Source organism: Achromobacter veterisilvae (assembly GCF_037619525.1).
In the GTDB taxonomy this organism is placed as follows: Bacteria; Pseudomonadota; Gammaproteobacteria; order Burkholderiales; family Burkholderiaceae_B; genus Achromobacter; species Achromobacter veterisilvae.
The window spans coordinates 3546324-3569929 of record NZ_CP148753.1 but is presented as its reverse complement, the minus strand read 5'-3'; the positions used below and the strand labels follow the sequence as shown (position 1 = coordinate 3569929).

Genomic DNA, 23606 nt, shown 5'->3' with positions numbered 1-23606 from the left:
GAAAGGCGCAACCGCCGTTTCCAGCGATGCGCCAAAGCTGCCTTTTGAATAATAGTACGTGCCGTTGAAAGGACCTACCCTGGGCCGGCGGCTGCATGCACAAAAATTTCGGTATTGATTTGATATGTTATATCATTACCAAATTTAAGCAGGGCTTAGAGAGCAGCGGGATGAAAAAGAAGTCTGTGCATGTGTGGCCGTCGGGGCGTGACGGCAGGCGATTCGCGGCGCTGGGCGCCGCGCTGTGTTTGACGTTCAGCGCGCAGGCCGCCGATGACGGGGACGGACGCTCGCCCGGCGCCGCGCCAGACGGCGGGGCCGCCCTGGACCAGGTGGTGGAGCTGAATCCTGTGGTGGTCACCGCCACCCGCAACGAACAGCGCCTCGATGACGTGGCCTCGTCGATGGAAGTCGTCGATGGCAATGTGTTGCAGGCAACGGTCGCCAACAGCTTCATCGATCAACTCAAGAAGAACGCCAGCGTCGATGTGATCCAGTATCCCAATGGGCTGGCGGGCATAGGCCTGCGCGGAATGCGGCCGAACTTCGAGTTCACGATCAACCCGCGCACGCTGGTGCTGATCGACGGCCGGCCTTCGGGATCCACCAGTTTCACGACACTCTCGCCCGAAAGCATCGAGCGCGTGGAGGTGCTCAAGGGCCCCGCTTCGTCGCTGTACGGCGCCTCGGCCATGGGCGGCGTGGTGAACATCATCACGCGCCGGTCGACCGGCCCGATCGGCGGCTCGATCGGCGTGGGATACGGTTCGTTCGATACGCGCATGACCGATTTCGCATTGGGCGGCTCCCTGTCCGATCGCACCGATTTCGATCTGGCCGTCGGCTACGTGAATCAGAATGGGGACTTCACCACCGGCGCCGGCGACAAGCGGCCCAACAGCGACTTTCGCCGCACGTCCGGCAAGGCGCGCATCGGCAGCGACCTGACCGGCATGGTGCGCGTCGACGCCACGATCGACTGGGCCGACCTGCGCAACAACGCGCCGGGCCCGGTCAGCTTCGATCCGCCCAATGCCTCCGCCAACGAAACCGACCGGCTCGGCGGCGACCTGCGCTTCACCATCGCGCCGCGGGATCACCTCATCACGGCGACGGCCTACGCCTCGCGCGAGAACTACAACTACATCACGGTGCCCGCGGCCGCGCAACGCTACCGTTCCAGCCGCACCGAGTCGCGGTACCTGGGCTATCAGGTGCAGGACGTGTGGGCCTTCGCCGACAGCATGACGCTCACCTACGGCACCGACTGGCAGCGGGTCGAGGCCGATCGGTACTCCTATGGCGCCCAAGGCCAGCGCCTGGCGCCGTTCAGCCCCAACGAACGCCGCGACAGCAACGGCGTCTTCGCGGAATGGGCCAGCAACTGGCTCGACGACAGGCTGATCCTGACCCTGGGCGGCCGCTACGACTGGATCCGTTCCAGCACTCGCGCCACGCCCTACAAGACAAGCTACAGCCCCGGTTCGTCGGACTTCACCAGCTTCAACCCGCGCGGCGGCGCGGTCTTCAAGCTGACCGACTCATGGCGGGTGCACGGCTCGGCCGGCACGGCGTTCGCGCCGCCGCAGGGCAGCGAACTCGCGGGTGAAAACGTCGAATACGCGGGCGCGCAGCGCCGCGTCACGATGGGCAACGCCGGTCTCGAACCCGAGCGCAACCGCAGTTGGGACATCGGCCTCGGCTATGCCGATGGCCGGCTCGACGCGGACCTGACGTACTTCGATTCGCGCATTCGCGACCGCATCCGCTCCGTGATCGTGAGCAACACCGCCGCCGAGCGCGTCAGCAGCTACGAAAACGCGGACAACTCCCGCATGCGCGGGATCGAGGCGCGGCTGGCCTATGACGCCGGCCTTTGGTTCGGCCTGCCCGCGGGCCGCGTCGGCATCTCAGGCAGCTTCACCCGGCTGCTGCAAGCCGAAGACTTCGACGCCACCGGCGCGGTGCCGATCCGCAACGTGGCCAAATGGAAAGGCAATCTTTCGCTCACCGTCAGCGACGGCAACACGCTGTCGGGAACCTTGACGGCCCGCCACGTCGATACCCGCTACGACACCGACAACAGCCAGCGCAGCATTTTCACCGATGGCCGCGGCGGCCTGTTCGAAAACAGGCCGTTCACGGTCGTGGACCTGAGCGCGCGGTGGAAGGTCACGCCCAAGGACACCCTGCGGTTCGACGTGTCGAATCTCTTCAACCGCGACTACTACGAAAAGGCCGACTACACCATGCCCGGCCGTGCCTATTACCTGCGCTACACGCGAGCCCTCTAATCATGAATCCCAAATTCGTCCTGGAGCAAGTCTCTCAACTGCTGTTCGCGCCCGTACTGCTCCTGCTGGTGGCGCTGGTGGTCTGGACCCTGGTGGCGCTGGGCATGTTCGCGCGCAGCGCCGCCGTCCGCTGGCGCGGCCGGCGGCCGGCGGTGGCGCGCCATGCGGCCCAGATCGACGCGGCCGCCGCCGCACCCGGCGCCGACCTGGACCTGGCTATCGAACGCGTCCTGGCCCGCGCCGAGCACGCCAGCCTGCGCAGCCTGAACGCGGTGCGCTTCGCAGTGCGGGCGGGGCCGTCGCTCGGCCTGATGGGCACCTTGATCCCGATGGCGGCCGCGCTGAACGGCCTGGCGCGCGGCGATCTGCCGGCGCTGGCCGAACACATGGTGGTGGCATTCTCCGCCACCATCGTCGGCATCGCGATCGGCGTCGCGGCGCATGTCATCGCGATGGTCCGCGAAGGCTGGCAGCGCGAAGACCTGGACGCCCTGCGGCTGTATGCCGAACGCGCGCTGCGCGCTGCGCAGGCGGCCAGCCCGACGGAGCGGCCCGCATGAAATCCCGCTTGAGGTTCACCCGCTCGCGGCTTGAGTCCGCCCATCACGACGACCCGCTCGCGGGCGTGGCCAATCTGTTCGACGCCAGCCTGGCCTTCATCGTGGCCATGGCCCTGGCGTTGTTCTCGGTGCTGGGCTCGACCGATCTGCTCAGCGCCGACGCGTCCTGGACGCTGACGCGCCAGACCGCCGACGGCGAACTTGAAGTGGTGAGCAAGACACAGCAACAGGTCAAGGTCGAGCGGGTCACGGATCGCCAGTTGTCCGGACAGGGCGAACGCCTGGGCACCGCCTACCGCCTGCCGGACGGACAGGTGGTGTATGTCCCCGAGCCGGGCGAAGCGGCGAAATAGGAACGTCCATGCGCACACGAACCGTTGAACTCCCGGCAGCCGGCGGCACGCATCGCGCCCTTCAGGCAGCCGCGCCGCTGCGAACCGCGCGCGCGTTCGCCCGGCTGGCCGCGGCCTGCGCAGCCCTGGTCGCGCTGGCCTTCGCGGGCTGGGCGCAGGCTGCGAATGACCCTCCGGCGCGCGCCGGCGCGCGTCCGCGCGTGGCCGTGATTTCGATCGAACTCGCGCAGCAGCCGACCCTGATGCGCGCCGCCGCGGCGCGGCGCGCCGGCACCCTCGCGATCGACCTCTACGGCCTGGGCGGCGGCCAATTGCCCGGGATCGATTCGGTGGACCTGTCGGCCTACGACCTGGTCGTGGTCGAAGGCATCGGCCCGCGCCTGGCCCAGTACCGGGCCCGCTTCGACGCGGCGGCAAAGCGGACCCGCGTGCTCGTCATCAATGGCGACGAATGGGTACGCGGCAACGTCGCCGCCTCGGCGGTGCCGCAAGCCCTTGCCTACTGGCGCAACGGCACCGTCGAAAACTACACGCGCCTGCTGGATTATCTGGGCGCGCGCGTCCTCGGCCTACCGCTGCCGTTCGAGCCGCCCATCGAGTATCCCGACCGCGCCTTCTACCATCCCGCGCATGACGGAGTCTTCCCGGACGTCGATGCCTATCTGGCGTGGACGCGCCAGCGCCTGCCGGACGCCGGCACGCGGCCCCGGATCGGCATCGTGTTCTATCGCAGCCTGGTCCTGGGAAACAACGCGGCGGTGATCGATGCGCTGATCGGCGAGACCGAACGCCAGGGCGGCCTGCCGGTGCCCCTGTGGCGCAGCGACAGCCACGATTCCCTGCGCCCTCTGCGCGGCGCCGACGGCAAGCCCGCGGTGGACGCCCTGGTGCTTTGCGCGAGCCAGATCGACTACACCGCCCACCGGGCCGGCGTGGACGAGGCGCGCGCGCTCGGCGTGGCCGTGCTGGGCTGCACCACCGACTACACGCGCGACCTGGCCGAATGGCGCGCGGACCCGGGGGGCTTCGCGCCGGATCGCAGCGGACAACTGGCGCTCAGCGAAGCGAACGGCGTCGTCGAACCCATGATGGTGGGCGCGCGGCGCCTGCGCGAAGACGGCGCGGTGCTGCACGAGCCGCTCGCCGAACAGGTGTCGTGGCGCGTGGCGCGCGCCCTGGCCTGGACACGGCTGCGCCGCCTGCCCAACGCGGAGAAGCGGCTGGTAATCTCTTACCACAGCGAAGCCGCCGACCAGGCCGACGTGGGCAGCGATCCGGACAGCTACCTGGACGCGCAGGCCAGCCTGGCCGCGTTGCTGCGGCGGCTGCGGGACGAAGGCTACGACGTCGGCGCCGCCCCCCTGCCGGACGCGGACGCGCTGGCGCAGCGCATGGCGCGCGACGGCAGCAACGTGAGCGCCGGCCTGTGGGGCAGCCCCTGCCATGCCGGCGAATCCGACGAGCAGTATGCGCGCGCGCAGGCCGAACTGGCGCGCCGCCTGAAATCCGGCGACGCGGTGGCGATTCCCGAAGCGCGGTATCTCGCCTGGTACCGGCAGCTTCCGCAAGCCTTGCGCGCCGCGACCGAAGCGCGCTGGGGCCCTCCTCCCGGCCGCATCATGGTGCACACCGCCGAGGACGGCCAGCGCTCCATCGTGATTCCGATGCTGCGCTTCGGCAAGGTCATCGCCGCGCCGCATCCGGTCTGGGGCTTCCTGCAGGACGCCGGCGCATTGGCGTCGACCGATGCGCTGCCGCCGCATCATCAATACATCGCGTTCTATCTATGGATGACGCGCGACCGCCATACCGACGCCTATGTACCGCTGTTCACCCAGTTGTCGCTCATGCCCGGCAAGCAACAGGGGCCGTCCCGCGATGACTGGATCGGCCGCCTGATCGGCGACCTGCCGCATATACAGCCCACGCCCCTGCAGGCCAACGGCGGCATCGGCAACAAGCGGCGCGCCAACGCGGTGACCATCGGCTTCATGCCGGCCCTCGCCCGCTCTCCGCTGCCGCCCGAACTCGCCACCCTGCGCGACCGGCTCGATACCGCCGCGCAGTCGTCCGACGAGACGGCCAGGCAGGCCGTGCGAAGCCTGGCCGCGGGCCACGCGCGCGCGCTGGGCCTGGACGTGGCGCATGCGCCGTGGCCGCGGCTGGACGCCGCCCTGCGCCGCTATCTTGCCGAAGTCTCGGCGGCGGCGATGCCGGTCGGCGGGCATGTGCTGGGCCAGGCTCCCGGCGCCGACGGGTCGGCGCGCATGGTGCACGCCATGCTGGCGGGCGATATGGCGGAACCCCCGTCGATCGAGGCGGTGCGCGCGGCGATGGCGGACGGCGCGCGGCAGGCCCCGGCGGACATGGCGGCGCGCATCCAGGACTACGCCGCGCGCGTCGCGGCCGCGCCGCGGGAGATCGACGCCCTGCTGGACGCGCTCAACGGCGGTTACATCGAACCCGGCCCCATGGCCGACGCCGTGCGCAACCCCGACGCGCTTCCGCCCGGGCGCAATCCCTACACCTTCGCCACGCGGCGCCTGCCCACGCGCGAAGCCTGGGAGACCGGATCGCGCATGGCCGACACCCTGATCGACACGTATCGCGAAGAACATGGCGTCATGCCGCGCAAGGTGGCCTTCGTGCTCTGGTCGGTCGAATCGGCCCAGAACCAGGGTGCCGTCGAGGCGCAGATCCTGCGCCTGATGGGCGCCCGCCCAGTATGGAATCCGCGCGGCGAAGTCATCGACGTCGCGCTGGACAGCCGCGCCGCGCTGGGACGCCCGCGCGTGGACGTGCTGGTCACCACCTCGGGCACCTATCGCGACCACTTCGGCGACAAGATCGCCCTGCTGGCGAAGGCCGCCCGGCTGGCGTCCGCGGCGGACGAACGCGACAACGCTGTGCGCGCGAACAGCCTGGCGATCGCGGAACAATTGCTTGCCGCGGGCGTGGCCGCGCCCGAGGCGCGCGCGCGGGCCGACCGCCGCATCTATTCCACCGCGCCCGGCGCCTACTCGCCCTCGACCCAGTTCGCGATACAGGCGGGGGCCGACTGGACCGACGCCCGCTTGTCCAGGCTCTACACCGACCGCCTGGGCCATGCCTACGGCGAAGGCGACAGCGGCGCGCCCGATGCGCAGGGTTTCGTGGCGCAATTGTCCGGCGTGGAGGCCGCCGTCTTCAGCCGCAGTTCCAACACCTACGGCCTGCTCGACACCAGCATGCCGGCCGCGTACCTCGGCGGCATCGGCATGGCGGTGCGTGAACATACCGGCAGGGAGGTGACCAACTATGTCGCCGACCTGAAGGACAGCCGGCCGGGCGCGGAACGGCTCGAACCGCTGGCGCGGACCTTCGGCCGCGAGCTGCAATCGCGCTACTTCAATCCGGCCTGGATCCGCGCCATGCAGGACAGCGGTTACAACGGCGCCCGCTACATGGCCGACCTGCCCGCGCACCTGCTCCTGTGGGACGTCACGACGCCCCGGCTGGTGAGCGATGCCGACTGGTCCGAAGTCAAGGCCGTCTATGTCGACGACAAATTCGACCTCGGCCTGGACGACTATTTCGACCGGCACAATCCGCATGCGCGCCAGCACTTGCTCGAAACCCTGGTCGCCGCGATCGACCGGGGCGCGTGGCGGGCCGATGCCGCGGATCGGCGGCAACTGGAACAGGCGCTGGCGCAAAGCGTGGCGCGATACGGGGCCGACTGCGCGCTGCCCGGCTGCCGTTCCGCGGCGCCGGCGCAGGCGCAGCCCGCGCCCGCGCTGGCCCCGCCCGCCGCGGAAGAGCCCGGCGCGGCGCCTCCTGGCGTGCAGGTCCAGGGTTACGCGCTGGAGGCGCGCGCCCCCGCTCCCTTGCGGACCGCGCCCGACGCGTTGTGGCGCTGGCTGCTGGCGGCGGCCGGACTCGTGGCGCTGGGCGCCTTGCGGCCGGCCCGGTGGTAGGCGGCCGCGCGCCAGCTACAGCCACATTTCGACAGGCGCTACGACAGCGCCGTCGGCGAACCGCCTCAAGCCAACGCTATGCCGCCGTCGACGCGCAGGTCGACTCCCGTGATGAAACTGCTGTCGTCCGACGCCAGGAACAGCGCGGCGCGGGCCAGTTCGTCCGGTTGCCCCAGCCGTCCGAGGGGAATGGCCGAGGCCATGCCCTGCTCGAACGCCGGCCGGTCCGATTCGGCCACGCCCAGCTTTTCGAGGATGGGAGTGTCGGTGGGACCGGGGCTCAGCACGTTGACGCGGATCTTCCTGGCCTTGAACTCCAGCGCCCAGGCGCGCGCGAAGGCGCCGATGGCCGCCTTGGAGCCGGCGTAGACCGCGTGGTTTTCCAGCACCTTCGCGCTCGCGATGGAGCCGGTGAGGATGATGGAGGCCCTGTCGCGCATCAGCGGCAGCGCCTTGTTGACGCCGAAGAACACGGCGCGCGCGTTGGTGCCGAACTGGGCGTCGTAGCTGTCCACGCTCACCGCCGGCGAGGGCTCGATATTGTTCATGCCGGCGTTGGCCATGTAAATGTCGATGGTGCCGAAGCGCTCGCGCACTTCGGCCACCAGGCGATCGTGCGTCGACAGCTCGGCGACGTCCCCCACCACGCCGAACGCGGCGGTTCCGAGTTGCGCCACCGCGTCGTCGACGGCCTGCCGCCGCCGCCCGAGGATCGCGACGCGCGCGCCTTCGGCCACGAAGGCGCGGGCCGCGGCAAAGCCGATGCCGCTGTTTCCGCCGGTGATGACAGCGGTCTTTCCCGAGAGTTTTTTCATGGGTTTCCTTCGATGAAGCGATCAGTAATCCCAGATGACCGGAACCCAGCGAAAGGCGTCGCCGTCGACCGCCACCCGGCCGACGGACGGGAACGGCAGATGGGCGGCCACCAGCAGCCCGCGATTCTGCGCCAGTTCCCGGAACAGGCCGATGCGAACGCGGGCCGACTCCTCGGGGTCATGTTCGAAGCCGTTGTGCCAATCGGGGTGGTCGAACCCGACCGGGAACATGGCGTCGCCGGCAAAGGTCAGGCGTTCATCGCCCGACACCAGGTCGACCACACTGTGCCCCGGAGTATGGCCGCCGGTGATCCGGACGACCACGCCCGGCGCAACCTCATGCCTGTCCTCGAAGATCCGCAGCCGGTCGCGGTACTCGTTGTAGAAGCTTGTGGCGGTGGATCGGAGCACGTCCGGCACCGGCTTCGGCATGACCGTGTGGGAGAAATCGGGCGACGTCCAGAACTCGACTTCGGCGGCGGACACATGGATGCGCACGTCCGGTCGCAGGCGCTCCTTCACCCCGGCGACCAGCAGCCCTCCCACGTGATCCATGTGCATGTGGGTAATGATCACATCGGTCACGGACTCCAGCGCGATGCCGGCGGCCTCCAGCCGCTGCGGGAACTGCCCGGCGCGCGGAAAGCCCGGGAACTGCCCGCCCAGCCCCGCGTCGATAAGCACGGTCTGGCCCGCGCTGCGGGCCACCATCACGTTCAGCGGCCAGTCGAACGCGTCCGGCGGCATGAACATGTGGTTCAGCCAATCCGCCAGGTCGGCGGGATCGGCGTTGGTGGCCATCGTCGCGGTCGGCAGCGGCAGCACGCCGTCGCTGACCACCAGCGCGTCGATCTCTCCGACACGCAGCGCGTAACGGGAGGGAACCAGATCCCTGGGAGCCTGGCTGTTGGAATGCAGAGTGTCGTCTACGGAAAGCATGGCGAAATCTCCAAAGGGGCGGCCCGCATCGGCGCGCCGCCCGTGGTGTGGCGGTGGAAAGCGCGGCCCGTCAGGCCGGGGCGCGGAGGAAGGCGAGCAGGTCGGCGTTGACGCGGTCCTGCATGGTGGCGGTGAGGCCGTGCGGTGCGCCGGGGTAGTAGATTTCCCTGGCGTTCTTCACCAGCCGCGCGGCCTTCTTCGCCGAATCGTGCACCGGCACGATCTGGTCGTCCTCGCCGTGCATGAACAGGGTCGGCACGTCGATCTTCTTCAGGTCTTCGGTGAAGTCGGTCTCGGAGAAGGCCTCGATGCATTCGTAGGCGTTCTTCTGGCCGCTTTGCATGCTCCACAGCCAGAACTGGTCCAGCAGGCCCTGCGACACCTTGGCGCCGGCGCGGTTGGCGCCATAGAAGGGAATGGCCAGGTCCTTGTAGAACTGCGAGCGGTCCCCCGCCACGCCGGCGCGGATGCCGTCGAAGACTTCGATCGGCAGGCCTTCGGGGTTGGCGGCCGACTTCAGCATCACCGGCGGCACCGCGCCGATGAGCACCGCCCGCGCCACGCGCCGGGTGCCGTGGCGGCCGATGTAGCGCGCCACTTCGCCGCCGCCGGTGGAGTGGCCGACCATGGAGATGCGCTCCAGGCCGAGCGTCTCGATCAGTTGCGCCAGGTCATCGGCGTAGCCGTTCATGTCATTGCCGGACGAGGGCTGCCCCGAGCGGCCGTGTCCGCGGCGGTCGTGCGCGATGACGCGGAAACCGTTGCGCGCCAGGAAGTGCATCTGCCCATCCCAGGCGTCCGAGTTGAGCGGCCAGCCATGGGAAAAGGTGACGACCGGGCCTTCGCCCCAGTCCTTGTAGTAGATCTGCGTGCCGTCCTTGGCGATGAGGGTGTCGGTGGTCATGGGAATGCTCCGGTTGGGCTGGGGGCTGCGCTGCGGGGCGGCTTCGGCGCGCATGGCGAAAGCGCCTGCCGCGAGGACGGCGCCGCCGGCAATGAGATTGCGGCGGGCCGGGTTGTGCGAGTCGTTCATGAGGTTCCTTGCGTCGGGTGAAGATGACGAAGGCATCGTAGGTCTGGGGCCTCACGCGCGGTAGGCCCGCCGCCGGAAGCACTCTGTTGTGCGGCGCGCACCAATACGCGGACGCGCGGCGGCATCCCGCGGAAGCCTGGCTCGGTACAATGGCCTCATTCCCGTTCACGACACCGGAGACGACTATGGCGCTGAAACATGCGGACCCCCTGGAAGTCATCGACCTGTTCCATCGGCAGCCGTCTTCAGAGCCGGAACCCGCCGTCAGCATCAGCCTGCTGCGTACGACCGAGCTGCAATTGATCCGTCTGGTCTTGCCGGCGGGGCACCGGATGCCCTCGCATCATGTCCCGGGCGTATTGACGCTGCATTGCCTCGCCGGGGAGGTCGATATCGAAACCCCCGATCGCCAATGCACCCTCGCGCAGGGGCAACTGGTGATGCTTCAAGGCGACGAGCCCCACAGCCTGTATGCGCCCGCGCAGGCCGTCGTGCTCTTGACCTTGATACACCATCCCCCTGGCGCGTGGCGTCCCCGGGAAGCGGCGGACGACGACGGCGCCTAGATCATCCGCCGCGCCATCATCGCGCGGATGTGGCCGATGGCACCGGAGGGATCCAGCCCTTTGGGGCAGATATCGGTGCAATTCATGATGGTGTGGCAGCGGAAAAGGCGATACGGATCGTCCAGGTTGTCCAGGCGTTCCGAGGTGGCCTGATCCCGCGAATCGACGAGGAAGCGATAGGCCTGCAGCAGGCCCGCCGGGCCTACGTATTTGTCGGGATTCCACCAGAACGAGGGACAGGCGGTCGAACAGCAGGCGCACAGGATGCACTCGTACAGGCCGTCGAGTTCTTCGCGCTGCTCGGGCGACTGCAAGCGTTCGCGTTCCGGCGGCGGATCGCCGTTGATCAGGTAAGGCTTGATCGAGTGGTATTGAATGAAGAACGCCGACATATCGACGATCAGGTCGCGAATGACGGGCAGGCCCGGCAGCGGCCTCAGGACGATTCGTTCGGGAAGCTCATTCAGATTCGTGATACAGGCCAGACCGTTCCTGCCGTTGATGTTCATCGCGTCCGATCCGCAAACGCCTTCTCGACAGGAACGGCGAAACCCTATCGAGTCGTCGACGCTTTTGAGGTGCACCAGCAGATCGAGCAGCATCTTGTCGCCGGGAGCGACATCCAGCTCGAACTTCTGCATGTACGGCGCGGCGTCCTTGTCGGGGTCGTACCGGTAGATTTCGATTTTTCGACGACTTGTCACGACGCCCCCTTCTGTCCGGAGTCCAGGTAGCCGGAATCATCGTAGCAGAGGAGCCGGGCAGGCACTATCGCCTGTCCCGCGGATGCCGGAGCGGCTACCGCGGCAACACGTCGTTCAGGGTCTGCGCGAAACGGTCGACGATACGGCCGATATCGGCCGGGCTCGCGATGAATGGCGGCGCGAGCAATACGTGGTCGCCCCGCACGCCATCGACGGTTCCGCCCATCGGATACAGCAACAGGCCGTTGTCTTTCGCCCGCGCCTTGAACTTCGCATGCGTTTTGCGGGCGGGATCCAGCGTGGCCTTGGTGGCGCGGTCCGCGACCAGCTCTACGCCCACGAACAGGCCTCGCCCGCGGATATCGCCAACGTTCGGGTGGTCGCCCAGTGCGGCGCGCAATTCCCCGCGCAGTTGTTCTCCGCGGGCGCGCACATTGTCCAGCAGGCCATCGTCGACGATGGTCTGCTGCACGGCCAGGGCCGCCGCGCAGGCGGTCGCGTGGCCGATATAGGTATGCCCATGCTGAAAGAAGCCGCTGCCGCCCACGATCGCGTCGTAGATGCGGTCCGTGCACAGCGTCGCGCCGATGGGCTGGTAGCCTCCGCCCAGGCCTTTGGCGATCGTGACCAGATCGGGCACCACGCCGTCTTCCTCGCAGGCGAACAAATAGCCGGTGCGGCCCATTCCCGACATGACCTCGTCCAGGATCAGCAGGACGCCGTACTTGTCGCAAACGGCCCGGATCCGCTTGAAATAGTCCGCCACCGGAGGCACGGCGCCGGCCGTCGCCCCCACCACGGTTTCCGCGACGAAGGCCGCGACGGTGTCCGGCCCCAGCTCCAGGATCTTTGCTTCCAGTTCATCCGCCAGACGCTGCGCGTAGGCGCTGTCCGTTTCGCCGTCCAGGCGCTCGCGATACGCAAAACACGGCGACACATGATGCGCCTGCACCAGCAATGGCAGAAAAGGTTCCCGCCGCCAGGCGTTGCCGCCGATCGCCAGCGCTCCCAGCGTATTGCCGTGATAGCTCTGCCGGCGCGCGATCATGTGCCGGCGCTGGGGCTGGCCGATTTCCACGAAGTACTGCCGCGCCAGCTTCAGCGCGGCCTCGACCGCCTCGGAGCCGCCGGATACGAAATACACGTGATTCAGGTCGCCCGGCGCCGCGGCGGCAAGCAGATCCGCCAGGTCTTCCGACACCTGTGTCGTGAAAAACGAGGTGTGCGCATAGGCTAGCTGCGCGACCTGGTCCTGGATCGCCTTGATCACGCGGGGATGCCCGTGCCCCAGGCTGGAGACCGCGGCGCCGCCGGAGGCGTCGATATAGCGCTTGCCGTTGCTGTCTATCAGCTCCATGCCCTGGCCGCCCACCGCGGTGGGCAGGTCCATCTTGGGATTGCGATGAAAAACATGCGACATCTTGGGCTCCTGGACCGGCAAGGGACGATGGCTGAGATAGGTCTATCGAGTATAGGCAGCCCCGCCGATCAATGCAACAAATGAATCATCAATTTTTAGAAAGAAACATTCGAATCTTCAAGACACGGCCTCCTCCGAGCGTATAGGCGCAGGCGCGCCGATACGTCCATGGAAGGATGGTCTCGTTCTAGCCGGAATCAGGCCTGGGAGTTCCCATGCCGTGGCATGGGGACATAGGCGCCCGTCTGGTGCAGTTGATCTTCACTCTGCTCAAGGGCCTTGATGGCGCCCTTGCCCTTCTTTGCCAGCAACTGCTCTACCAAGGCCTCTGAAAGCGCGACGGCGGCGGTGATGGAAGGAAAGAACGATGGGCTGTCCACGGGGAAAAGAAGCGTGCAATCGGCACGCAGGGCAATAGGCGCCACCGTGCTGTCGGTCAGGGCCACCACCCGGCAACCCGCCTCATGGGCGGCATCCGCCACGCGCAGGATCTCCATCGAGTACGGCGCGAAGCTCACGACGACGACCGCGTCTTTTTTCGTCAACGAGCGCAGGTCCATCTCGAGCGTGCCGGCCTCTCCCCGGATCAGGTGCACCGATGGGCGGAACAGGCGATACACATAGTGGAACGAGAAGGCGACGGGAAAGCACGACCGGAAGCCCGCGACGTAGACATTGGCCGCCGAGCTGATCACATCGACCGCGGCGGAGATGGAATCCCCGTTGTTTCCGCCCGTCGCGTCCAGATTGCGATGCTGCACTTCAAGCATCTCGGAAAGCATCTTCCGCGAACCGCTGACGCGTATGAGCTCCTTGGCGCGCTTTGTGTAGGGCTGCGGGCCGCCGCGCACCGATTCAACGAAAAGTTCGCGCAGGCTCTGCCATCCGTCGAAACCCAGGAACTGCGCCAGGCGCACCAGGGTGGCGGGCTTGACCCCGGCCCCGGCCGCGATCTTGCGCATGGACAAGAGCGGGATCTCGCGCGGATGGTCGAGAAGATACCGAACGCCGGCCTGAAACTGCGAACTGTAATTGGAAAAGTTCTTTCGCAGATGGGTCAGCAGTTCGTCGAGGCTTTCAGGTGGCGTGGCGGATTCCGTCGTCTGCATGGCTTGGCTGGTGGCACCGTGAGGATTGTTGGACAGCGAGGAAATTGTTGCACACCCAGGCGTCAGCCCGCCGAACCGCTCGCGGGCGGCGCGTTGAACGGATAGGTTGTATCGAGCGGCACCCGCCGATAGGGCAACAGCGTCAGGTCGGCCGGCCCCCAATCCGGGGTGTCGACAATGAGGATGTCCGCCGACACCGGCTCGAAATAGGCGCGGAAATGGGTCTTCGAGCGCAGGACGACATAGTCGAAATCGTCCAGGGACCGGCCAAACTGCGTCAGGCAGTCATCATCCACCGCGGTGCTGGGCAGGGAAGTGAGGGACACCATGGCTTTGCCCGTGTCGATCACCACCGTATTTCCCAGTTCGACGACCCGCCCCGTGAAGTATGGCCCGGTGGCCCGATACGTGACCCTCCCCGCTTGCACGACTTTCCCGGACAGGGTCACCGGGCCGCCCGCGCGCTCGCTGCTGTGGCTGCCCACCTGCAATGTCACCTCCGCGCCGACCCCCGCCTTCATGGCTTCGGCCACGGCGGCCGGATCCCAGAGATACGGCACCGCCACCTTCGGTAATTCCTGGTCCAGCACCGCGCGCAGGACATACGTGGAGTCGTGCATCCGATCCGCATGTTCCAGCAGCACGACCGGGCGATGCCCCGAAGCGACCAGCTCCCTGGCCTTGCCGATGCCGTCCTCGAGGGAATAGATCAATTCGCGGTGACTCAGCGCCTCGCGGCTTTCCAGAATCCGCGCGGAGAAATCCTCCGCGATCGCCAAGGCTCCGGCCTCATCGCGGTCGATCACCACCACGACGGAAAAGCCGCAGTTCGGTACGTCGGCATAGGAGAAGCCGGCGAAGATCGAGATATCCAGGTAGCGGTCGGAATTCTCCGCCTGGCGAATCGACTCCAACACGATGGATTTGAGCGGCTCCAGCCCGGTGGCGCTGAAGATGCTTGGAACCATGACACCGGGCTTGATCAGAACCGTCACCGGATCGATCTCGCCGCGCAATGTCCGGAACAGGCACTCGGCCGCGCGCTTGCCCGTCAAGCCCATGTCGGTGTGGGGAGAAAAATGGTATCCGAATACCGCCGAGGCCTGGGCAATCGTGTCGGCGTCCAGATTGGCGTGATAATCGAGCGCGACCATTATGGGCACATCGGGCCCGACGACCGCGCGGACGCGTTCGAGCGTTTCCCGATCCGCGTCCAGCCGCGTCGGCGTGACCATTGCGCCGTGAAGATCCAGCAGCACGCCGTCCAACCGTCCCGCCTGCTCCAGGCCCTCGATCAGCCTGTCGACGTAATGATCGTAGACCTCGTCGCTTATCGGACCGGCCGCGCCGCCGTTCACCGAGAAGAAAGGCACGATTTCAGCGTTTTCACGCTCGCACACATCGATGATTCCTCCCAGGCCTGTGTTGGAGCCGCGCAAGGTATCGACCAGCCCGGGTGCGGCGATCTCGACTGCCTTGCATTGCGCGAGCGTGGTGAGTTCATCGATGAAGGTCACCGATTCCTGTAGAAAACCGGCAATGGCGATGCGGTATTGCCGGGCTGCGGTATGCGTGTTCATGCCTTGGATTCCTTAAATTGCGGCTGGCGCCGATCAACGGCCTGCATTGAGATAACGCGCGTAGAGCGCGGGATCCCGGTCTGTCCATATTCCCGTGAACGCCCGGTACCGCGACACCTCTTGCAGGTCGATCTCCACGCGCAGCACGTCTTCCGCGTCGTGCTCCAGCGCGCCGATGACCCGCCCATTGGGAGCGACCGCGCAAGAGCGTCCAAAAAAGCGATGCCCCGCCTGCACTCCCGCGCGATTGCAACTGAGGAAGAACACGCCGTTTTCGGTGGCCCGGGTGTAGGCGCGGTGTATGAACAATCCCTCGTCGGCCACCGGCGCGCCGTCCACGCCCGACGACGCCCAGATGTTGGTGACGACGTCGGCGCCCTGCAACGCCAGGATCCGGGTTATCTCCGGAAAGCGGATGTCATAGCAGATCTGCATCCCCAGGCGGCATCCGGGTCCGGACCAGGTTTCGATCTGATCGCCTTTCTTGAAATACAGTTTTTCGTTGTGCCATTGATGGACTTTGAAATAAGCCCCTTCGATGCCCCGCGGCCCGATGAGCACGGATGCATTGCGCATCACGCCCCGCATTTGCGGGTCGCGCAGCCCGAGCCCCAGCACCAGGTAGGCGCGGTATCTGGCGGCGAGTTCCGACAAGCCTTGTATTTCCTCGCCGTGCAGGTCGGCGCACGCTTCCCATAGCGCCAGGCCGAAGTCGGGGACCTTCGCCTCGATGGAGCCCCCCGCCGCGACCGGCTCGACGTATCCCGTGTTCGACAATTCGGGGAAGACGATCAGATCGGCGTCTTTCCCTTCCGCCTCGATCGCGCTCGCCATGCGCCGGAAATTTCCGGCGGGGTCCAGCGCCCGAGGTTCGAACTGCACCAGCGCCGCCCTGATCATATCGATTCTCCCGCGAGGTGCCGGCCGTGCGCGAAGTCCCAATCGCGTCCCGGCGCGGCATTGATCAAATCGCGCGTGTATTGTTCGCGGGGAGTCCGAAAAATCTCCGACGCGGCTCCGTGCTCCACGACCCGGCCCCGCTGCATGACCATGATGTCGTCGCAGATCTGCGCGGCGACCCTCAGATCGTGGGTAATGAACAATAAGGCCAGGTTTCTGCGGCTTTGGATGTCGGCCAGCAGTTCGAGCACCTGGGCTTGAATGGAGACGTCCAGCGCGGAAACGGCCTCGTCGGCGACGATCACGTCGGGATTCATCATCAAGGCGCGGGCGATTGCGATACGCTGCCGCTGACCGCCCGAGAACTGGTGGGGATAACGATCCAGGCTGTTGCGCGGCAGTCCGACCGTCTCCAACAGTTCGCCGGCTCGCGAGATGGCGCTTTCCCGGGCTTCGCCGGTGTTCAGCGGCCCCTCGATCATGCTTTCGACGATACGCAAGCGCGGATTGAGCGAACGGTTTGGATCCTGAAACACCATTTGCACCGACATGCGCGCCTTGGCCAGCTCGCGGTTGTGGCGCAGGCGCGCGATGTCCTGCCCATTGACCACGATATGGCCGTCGGTAGGATCCTCCAGGCGCAGCACGCAGCGCGCGACGGTGGATTTTCCCGAACCGCTTTCCCCCACGATGCCCAGCGTCCGCCCGCGCAAAAGCTCGAACTTCACGTCGCGCACGGCATGCACGTCATGCCCTGGCCGGCCCAGCAGCTTCGACAGGGTCGAGCGCATTTCGAAGCGCTTGTGCAGTCCCTTGACTTCAAGCACCGGCTTGCTTTCCGCGGTGTGCCGGGCCGCTCTGGGAGCAAGCGAGGGCACCGCTCGCAGCAGGTCTTTCGTGTAGTCCTTCTGCGGCCGGGAGAGCACGTCCTGCACGGGGCCGGATTCTTCCAGGTTTCCGCGGCGCATGACGCAGACCCGATCCGCGATGTCCACCACCACGCCCATATCGTGGGTGATGAAGAGCACGGCGGTGCCCTGCTCCGCTTGCAGTTTCCGGATCAGGCTCAAGATCTGCTTCTGCGTCGTGACGTCCAGCGCCGTGGTCGGTTCATCGGCGATCAGGAGCTTGGGCCGCAGCGCCAGGGCCATGGCGATCATGACTCGCTGGCGCTGGCCCCCGGACAATTGATGGGGGTAGCTTGCATAGAGCCGTTCGGGGTCCGGCAATTGGACGGATGAAAACGCCGCCAGCGCCGCGGCCTTGCGTTCGGCCGGCCGCATCCTGGTGTGCGCGCAATACACCTCGTCCATTTGCAGGCCGATCGGCAGGACCGGGTTGAGCGCGGTCATGGGCTCCTGGAATATCATCGCCATCGTCGAGGCGCGCAGCGCGCGGGTGCGCTTGCCCGAGGCGGTGATGATGTCTTCGCCGTTGAGCAATACGCTTCCGCCCGTGACTTCCAGTTCGTCCTTGGGCAACAGGTCCATGGTGACGAGCGATGTCACCGACTTTCCTGAACCGCTTTCGCCGACGAGGCACACCGTCTCGCCGGGATGGATGTCGAACGAGATACCCTTGAGTATTTCCGTGGGCTTCCTGCCGCAGGTCTGTACCCGCAGATCGCGCACGGACAGGACGGGGGATGAATCGGTGCTCGTCGCCATCATGCGCGGCCCTTCATTTTCGGATCCAGGCGGTCGCGCAAGGCGTCTCCCAGAAGGTTGATCGACAGAATGCACAGCGAGAGCACGACCGCCGGCCAATAGACCAGCCAGGGCTTCATCGAAAAATAGACCCGGCCTTCCGCCATGATGTTGCCCCACGTGGGAATTTCCGAACTGATCCCGACGCCCAGGAAGGACAGCGCCGCCTCGGTCAGGATCGCCGACGCATAGATGTAGGTGCCCTGCACGACCAACGGCGCGATGGTCGAAGGCAGCAGATGGCGGCGTATCAGCCGGAGGTTGGGCGTCCCGAGCAGAATGGCCGCATCGACATAGGTCTCCGCGCGGGCGGCGAGCACGCGCGACCGGACCAGCCGGACCACTTGCGGAATCTCGGGCAGCATGATCGCCACGATCACCGTCGCGATTCCACCTTTGATCAAGGCAACCACCGCGATCGCCAGCAGGATTCCGGGAATGGCCATCAAGCCGTCCATCATCCGCATCAATATCGTGTCCACGGAACGGAACCAGCCGGCCAGCAGCCCCAGCGGAAGCGCGATGGCGATCGAGCCGATCGTGACGCCCGCGCCCACGAGCAGCGACACCTGGGCGCCGTAGACCACGCGCGAGTACAGGTCCCGTCCGAACGCGTCCGTGCCCAGCCACCAGATATCCGACGCGGGCTTCAGCCGCTGGGCCGGGTTGATCTTGGTCGGCTCGAAGTTCGCCAGCCAGGGCGCGGAAAACGCCATGATCACCACCAGCACCAGAACGATCAGCGCCAGCACCGTGGTCCAATGGGGCGGATTTTCCAGCAGCCGGTGTTTGATTCCCCCACGCGAGGGGGCCATCGTTGCAAGCGCGCTCATTGGTATCGGATCCTTGGATCGGTCATCGCGTAAGACAAGTCGACCAACAGATTGATGACGACATACGTCCCGGCGGTTAATAGGATGATCGCCTGGATCAGCGGGTAGTCGCGGGCCAGCACGGCGTCGACGACCAATCTTCCCAGTCCAGGAACATTGAATACGGTCTCGGTCACCACCACGCCGGAAACCATCATGGCGAATCCGGTTCCAATCACGGTCAGGATCGGGATGGCCGCGTTGCGCAATGCATGCCGGAACAAAACCGTGTATTCGGCCAGGCCCTTTGCGCGCGCGGTCCGCACGTAGTCCTCGCGCAGGACTTCGAGCATCGAGGCGCGGGTCATGCGGGCCACCAGCGCGATATAGATCGACGCCAGCGCCAGCCCGGGAAGGACGACACGGTGCGCGAACTGCCCGAAGCCCGCGGAAATCGGGCGATAGCCCTGCACGGGAAACCAGTTCATCCGGACGGCGAAGGTGCCGATCAGGATGTAGCCGATCACGAAGATCGGCACCGAAAAGCACACGACCGAGAACACCATCACCGCCCGGTCGACGAGCTTTCCGTGCTGCCATGCGGCCAGCACGCCCAGGGGTACGGAAATCAGCACGGTCAGCGCGATCGCCACCAGCGCCAAGGCGAGCGTGGGCTCCAGCCGCTGGCCGATCATTTCAATGACCGGCCGGTCCGAGATCAGCGAGGTGCCAAAGTCGCCGCTCAGGACGCTGGAAATCCAATGAATGAATTGCCGGGGCAGCGGCTCGTTCAATCCGAGATGCTCCCTGATCGCGGCGATCTGATCCGGCGTCGCCTGATCGCCCAGAATCATCTGCGCCGGATCCCCGGGGGCCAGGCGCAACAGCAGGAAGACGAATACGGCCACGAAAAGCATGACTGGCACAGAGGCCAGCACGCGCCGCAGGAAAAAGGAAATCATGATTTACTCCATCGGCCCATCCGCAGAGGCGCCGCGGCATGCGGCGCCCCTTGCCGGGATTACTTGCGGATGTTCCAGAACAGGCTCAACGGTCCTTCATTGGTGCCCTGCACGTTGCTGCGCCAGGCGCTCACCGACCGGTATTCGCCGCCGTTGAAGTAGAACCCTTCATCCCAGGCGATCTGCTGGATTTCCTCCGCGATCTTTTTCTGGCTGTCGAGATCCAATGCCACCAGGTACTTTGCCCGCAGTTCCTCCACGCGCGGACTGACGCGCCAGCCCGCCCAGACTTTGTCCTTGCCGGAACCGTCAATCAGCGGATTGACCAGCGGATTCCAGATGCCGGAGACTCCCCACGCCGTGAAGAACATGTTCCAGCCGCCCTCCGCCACGGGCGCCCAGGAGTCCTTGCGCGCCTGCAACGCGCCCCAGTCCATCGGCACCACATTGACCTTGAAGCCGGCCTCGCGCAGCCGCTCGGCCGCCACGATCGCCTGAGTGCTCAGGATGGCAAAGTCGCTGGGCTGCATGATCATGACGGGCGTGCCGTCATAGCCGGACTCCTTCAAGGCGGCCTTCGCCTTGGCCATCCGTTCTTCCGGAGTGCCCGCCAGGTACTCGGCCCCGGCCTGGGAAGCCATCGGGACAGAGCACCCGTAAACGGACGGGCATGTCTGGTAGTAGTTGGCGTCGCCGATGGCGGTCTGCAGGAATTGCTTCTGGTCGAGCGCCAGGATGGCCGCGCGCCTTACCTTGGGATTGTTGAACGGGGGCAGGCGATGGTTGAACTGTCCCGTGAGCTGCGACCCCAGCGTCACCAGGGTGCCGACCTTCACATCGGGATTGCCTTCAAGCAGAGGCAGCAGGTCGACGGTCACCTGCTCCACAAAGTCGACGTCCCCGGCCTGCAGGGCGTTGAGCGTGGTCTGCATGTCGGGCATGCTCTTCATGACCACTTTGTCGACGTTCACCACCTTGCCGCCGGCCGTCCAGCTCGATGGCTCCGCGCGGGGCACGTAAGCGGTGTTCTTCGCATAGACGGCCTGGTCCCCGGCGCGGAACTGTTTGGGCAGGAACTTGAAGGGGCCCGAGCCGATCATTTCGGGTATCTGCTGCCCGGCCGGCGTTTCCGCCAGGCGTTTAGGCATCATGAATGCCGGGACGGGGGACGGCTTCGCCAGCAATTCCAGCACGTGCCCGAATGGCTTCGCCAGGGTGATGACCAATTCCCTGGCGGAAGTCGCCTCGATCGAGGCGACGTGCTCCATCATCACCCGGCCGGCGCCGTCGTTCGCTCCCCACCGCTTCAGCGACGCCACGCAGTCCTCGGCGGTGACCGGGGTGCCGTCGTGCCACGACAGGCCGTCGCGCAGCTTCAGCGTATAGACCATCCGATCGTCGGAGACGGTGTAGTCCGCCATTTGGGGCTGGGGATGAAACTTGGCGTCCATGCCCAGCAACGTGTCGAACACCATGAAACCGTGCGTGCGCACGATCTGCGCCGTGCTGAGGATCGGATCGAGCACGCGCAGGGGAGCGGGGGGAACGACGGTCAACACTGTCTCGGCCACCGACGCGGTGACGTACAGCGATCCGGCAAGCATTGCCAATGCGCCTAAACGGCCAATACTAAGAGGCTTCACCAATCTCTCCTGTCGTGCTCAAAATGACTGTCTGGAGACGGCCCGAGGGCCGTCGTGTGGCTTGGCGCGGCGCCCGCCATCGTGCCGGCCTGCAACGGTCCATTACCAAACAAATGTTTCGTATGTACCTAGAAAAAATACAGTTGTATCACTGTGGGGCACACTAGAACATGCGGGCGCGGCAAGACGCCATCCAGACAAACCCTTGGAACGTGTACCGGCGCGCGGTGCTAGCGGGGCTGCGCCGCCAGGTAATCCTTCAGCGCCTGCACCAGCGCCGCCGCCGCGGGCGACAGGCTGCGATTGCGCGAGGTGACCAGGCCGATCGAGCGTTCGGCCACCGGACCGGTCAGCGGACGCTGCACGATGCCGTTCTGCGCCACGGCGCCGGCGGCGATTTCGGGCAGCGCGGCGACGCCGAACCCGCATTCGACCATGGCGACGATGGTGGTCAGGTGTTCGGCCTCGAACGCGGGCGAGAAGCGGATGCGGTTCTGCAGGAAGGCCCATTCGGTGTACTGGCGCACGCTGCTGGGCTGCACCATGGACACGTGCGCGGCGTCGGCCGTGTCCGCCCAGCGCAGCGGCCCGCGGACGCGGGCCAGGGGATGGGCCTCGGGGATCAGCAGCAGGAAGCTGTCGGACATCAGCGGCACGTAATGCAGGTCCGCGTGCTGGGGGTCGGCGGCCGTCAGCGCGAAGTCCACCTCGCCCGCGCGCACCAGGTCGAAGGCCGGCCCCGACAAGGTGTCGCGCACCTTCAGGGCCACCAGGGGATGGGCCTGGCGATAGGCCATGAGCACGCGCGGCAGCAGCCGCGCGGCCACCGACGGCAAGGCCGCGACCGAGACCTGCCCCTGTTCCGCGTTGACGATGCCGCTGACGGCGGCGACGGCGTCGCGGAACGCCACCTGCAGGCTCGCGGCCTGCTGCATGAAGACCTCTCCCGCCGCGGTCAGGCGGACGGTGCGCGTGGTGCGGTCGAAGAGGCGCACGCCCAGGCCGTCCTCGATGCGCTGTATCTGGGTGGACAGGGCCGATTGCGACAGGTGCAGTTGCGCCGCCGCCTGGCGGAAGTTCAGCGTGCGCCCCAGCACCAGCGTGGTGTCGATATCGCGCATCGAAAGATTGATCTGCATGGGGCGTGCCGTTTTCATTGATCTGATTTGAAGATCATTCTATCCAAAAAATCTGATTCATCAATCAAACCGGCTTCTCTACACTCGGCCCCAGCGTAGTTTTCAGACAAGGAGCAAACCATGCAGACGGACGCGAAAGCGCTGCCCAATCCGGGCGCGGCGCACGCGGTGGTGGTGGGCGGCGGCACAATGGGCGCCGACGTCGCCGTGGTCTTGACCCGCGCGTCCTGCCGGACGACGGTGATCGAGCCGGACGCCGGGCGCGCGGCGGGCCTGCCCGCCCGGGTCGCCGGGAACCTGGACACCATCGGCCGCAAGGACAACGCGGCCCTGCTGGCCACGGCGCCGGACCTGGACGCGGTGGACTGGTCCGGCGTGGACCTGGTCATCGAGTGCGTTCCCGAGCGCCTGGACATCAAGCAGGCGCTGTTCGCGGACCTGGAACGGCGCGCCCGGCCGGACGCCATCCTCGCCAGCAACAGCTCCAGCTTTCCGATCAGCGCCATCGGCCAGGGCCTGGCCACGCGCGGCCGCATGCTGGGCCTGCATTTCTTCATGCCGGCGCACCTGGTGCCGCTGGTCGAAGTGGTGCTGGGCGAAGCCAGCGACTCCGCCTGCGCCGACACGCTCATCGCCTTCATGCGGCGCTGCGGCAGCGTGCCGGTGAAGGTGGGGCAGGACCTGCCCGGCTTTCTCGCCAACCGATTGCAGCACGCGCTGTCGCGCGAAGCCTTCGACCTCATCGACCGCGGCATCGCGTCGCCGGAGGACGTGGACGCGGCCGTGCGCTTCGGTTTCGGCTTCCGATTCCTGGCGGCCGGCCCCGTGATGCAGCGCGACCACGCGGGCATCGACGTGCACGCCGCCGCCGGCGCGACCATGTACCCCACCTTCTGCAATTCCGACCGGCCGGCGCGCTGCCTGACCGAGCGCGCGCAGGACGGCCGGCACGGCATGAAGGCCGGCGAGGGCTTCTACGCCTGGACGCCCGAGGCCATCGCGGCCGAGCGCGAGCGCTATGACCGGCTGCTGCGCGCCGGGCTGGACCTGATCGCGCCGGAACTGCCGGAGATCCAGCCATGAACCCGCCGGGCCACCCCAAGCACGAAGGTAGT

Annotated in this window: 19 protein-coding genes; 6 read left to right on the top strand and 13 right to left on the bottom strand. The window is 66.6% G+C overall.

Annotated elements, in window-relative coordinates; all coding sequences use genetic code 11:
- Positions 1 to 170 precede the first annotated feature (170 nt).
- The 4 genes from WHX56_RS16630 to WHX56_RS16615 are packed head-to-tail and all read left to right on the top strand — an operon-like array spanning position 171 to position 7163.
- Positions 171 to 2294, top strand: a complete 2124-nt coding sequence (locus WHX56_RS16630; RefSeq protein ID WP_338878410.1) for a TonB-dependent receptor — start codon at positions 171 to 173, stop codon at positions 2292 to 2294.
- Positions 2295 to 2296: 2 nt separating this feature from the next.
- A complete protein-coding gene (locus WHX56_RS16625) occupies positions 2297 to 2854 on the top strand; it encodes a MotA/TolQ/ExbB proton channel family protein (RefSeq protein ID WP_129244733.1) in 558 nt (185 codons plus the stop codon).
- Positions 2851 to 3207, top strand: coding sequence for a DUF2149 domain-containing protein (locus WHX56_RS16620; RefSeq protein ID WP_129244731.1), 357 nt, complete (start codon positions 2851 to 2853; stop codon positions 3205 to 3207). The genes WHX56_RS16625 and WHX56_RS16620 overlap by 4 nt, the downstream gene beginning before the upstream one ends.
- Before the next feature lie 8 nt (positions 3208 to 3215).
- On the top strand, positions 3216 to 7163 hold the full coding sequence (locus tag WHX56_RS16615) for a cobaltochelatase subunit CobN (protein WP_338878409.1): 3948 nt from the start codon (positions 3216 to 3218) through the stop codon (positions 7161 to 7163).
- 65 nt (positions 7164 to 7228) lie between these two features.
- Here WHX56_RS16615 and WHX56_RS16610 read toward each other — a convergent pair whose 3' ends face one another.
- The 3 genes from WHX56_RS16610 to WHX56_RS16600 all read right to left on the bottom strand — a co-directional run bounded on the left by WHX56_RS16610 (position 7229) and on the right by WHX56_RS16600 (position 9950).
- Positions 7229 to 7978 carry an SDR family NAD(P)-dependent oxidoreductase gene (locus tag WHX56_RS16610; RefSeq protein WP_338878408.1) on the bottom strand — a complete coding sequence of 250 codons (750 nt, stop codon included), beginning with the start codon at positions 7976 to 7978 and terminating at the stop codon, positions 7229 to 7231.
- A gap of 21 nt (positions 7979 to 7999) precedes the next feature.
- Positions 8000 to 8917, bottom strand: a complete 918-nt coding sequence (locus WHX56_RS16605; protein WP_338878407.1) for an MBL fold metallo-hydrolase — start codon at positions 8915 to 8917, stop codon at positions 8000 to 8002.
- A 70-nt stretch (positions 8918 to 8987) separates the two neighbouring features.
- Complete coding sequence (locus WHX56_RS16600; RefSeq protein WP_338878406.1) at positions 8988 to 9950, bottom strand: alpha/beta hydrolase; 963 nt, start codon at positions 9948 to 9950, stop codon at positions 8988 to 8990.
- 185 nt (positions 9951 to 10135) lie between these two features.
- Between WHX56_RS16600 and WHX56_RS16595 the strand changes: the two genes are divergently transcribed.
- Positions 10136 to 10516 carry a cupin domain-containing protein gene (locus WHX56_RS16595; RefSeq protein WP_338878405.1) on the top strand — a complete coding sequence of 127 codons (381 nt, stop codon included), beginning with the start codon at positions 10136 to 10138 and terminating at the stop codon, positions 10514 to 10516.
- On the opposite strand, the gene WHX56_RS16590 is transcribed toward WHX56_RS16595, so the two are convergent.
- The 10 genes from WHX56_RS16590 to WHX56_RS16545 form a co-directional block, all read right to left on the bottom strand.
- On the bottom strand, positions 10513 to 11220 hold the full coding sequence (locus WHX56_RS16590) for a succinate dehydrogenase iron-sulfur subunit (RefSeq protein ID WP_129244719.1): 708 nt from the start codon (positions 11218 to 11220) through the stop codon (positions 10513 to 10515). The genes WHX56_RS16595 and WHX56_RS16590 overlap by 4 nt on opposite strands.
- Before the next feature lie 94 nt (positions 11221 to 11314).
- The gene (locus WHX56_RS16585; protein ID WP_129244717.1) at positions 11315 to 12640 is read right to left on the bottom strand and encodes an aspartate aminotransferase family protein; all 1326 of its coding nucleotides are present in this window, start codon (positions 12638 to 12640) and stop codon (positions 11315 to 11317) included.
- Between the two features lie 197 nt (positions 12641 to 12837).
- Complete coding sequence (locus WHX56_RS16580) at positions 12838 to 13749, bottom strand: MurR/RpiR family transcriptional regulator (RefSeq protein ID WP_338878404.1); 912 nt, start codon at positions 13747 to 13749, stop codon at positions 12838 to 12840.
- Positions 13750 to 13811: 62 nt separating this feature from the next.
- Positions 13812 to 15329 carry a M81 family metallopeptidase gene (locus WHX56_RS16575; RefSeq protein ID WP_338878403.1) on the bottom strand — a complete coding sequence of 506 codons (1518 nt, stop codon included), beginning with the start codon at positions 15327 to 15329 and terminating at the stop codon, positions 13812 to 13814.
- Positions 15330 to 15362: 33 nt separating this feature from the next.
- Positions 15363 to 16229, bottom strand: a complete 867-nt coding sequence (locus WHX56_RS16570) for a carbon-nitrogen hydrolase family protein (RefSeq protein WP_338878402.1) — start codon at positions 16227 to 16229, stop codon at positions 15363 to 15365.
- Entirely contained in the window at positions 16226 to 17896 is a 1671-nt protein-coding gene (locus WHX56_RS16565; protein WP_422393662.1) for a dipeptide ABC transporter ATP-binding protein, read from the bottom strand. Before WHX56_RS16565 ends, WHX56_RS16570 begins: the two co-directional genes overlap by 4 nt.
- Positions 17896 to 18768 (bottom strand): ABC transporter permease, encoded by an 873-nt coding sequence (locus WHX56_RS16560; protein WP_129244707.1) that lies wholly within the window; start codon positions 18766 to 18768, stop codon positions 17896 to 17898. The genes WHX56_RS16565 and WHX56_RS16560 overlap by 1 nt, the downstream gene beginning before the upstream one ends.
- Positions 18765 to 19709 (bottom strand): ABC transporter permease, encoded by a 945-nt coding sequence (locus tag WHX56_RS16555; protein WP_129244705.1) that lies wholly within the window; start codon positions 19707 to 19709, stop codon positions 18765 to 18767. Before WHX56_RS16555 ends, WHX56_RS16560 begins: the two co-directional genes overlap by 4 nt.
- 59 nt (positions 19710 to 19768) lie before the next feature.
- Complete coding sequence (locus WHX56_RS16550; protein ID WP_129244703.1) at positions 19769 to 21313, bottom strand: ABC transporter substrate-binding protein; 1545 nt, start codon at positions 21311 to 21313, stop codon at positions 19769 to 19771.
- 269 nt (positions 21314 to 21582) lie between these two features.
- On the bottom strand, positions 21583 to 22491 hold the full coding sequence (locus WHX56_RS16545; protein WP_129244701.1) for a LysR family transcriptional regulator: 909 nt from the start codon (positions 22489 to 22491) through the stop codon (positions 21583 to 21585).
- A gap of 120 nt (positions 22492 to 22611) precedes the next feature.
- Between WHX56_RS16545 and WHX56_RS16540 the strand changes: the two genes are divergently transcribed.
- The gene (locus WHX56_RS16540) at positions 22612 to 23574 is read left to right on the top strand and encodes a 3-hydroxyacyl-CoA dehydrogenase family protein (RefSeq protein WP_287751541.1); all 963 of its coding nucleotides are present in this window, start codon (positions 22612 to 22614) and stop codon (positions 23572 to 23574) included.
- The last annotated feature ends 32 nt before the right edge of the window (positions 23575 to 23606 follow it).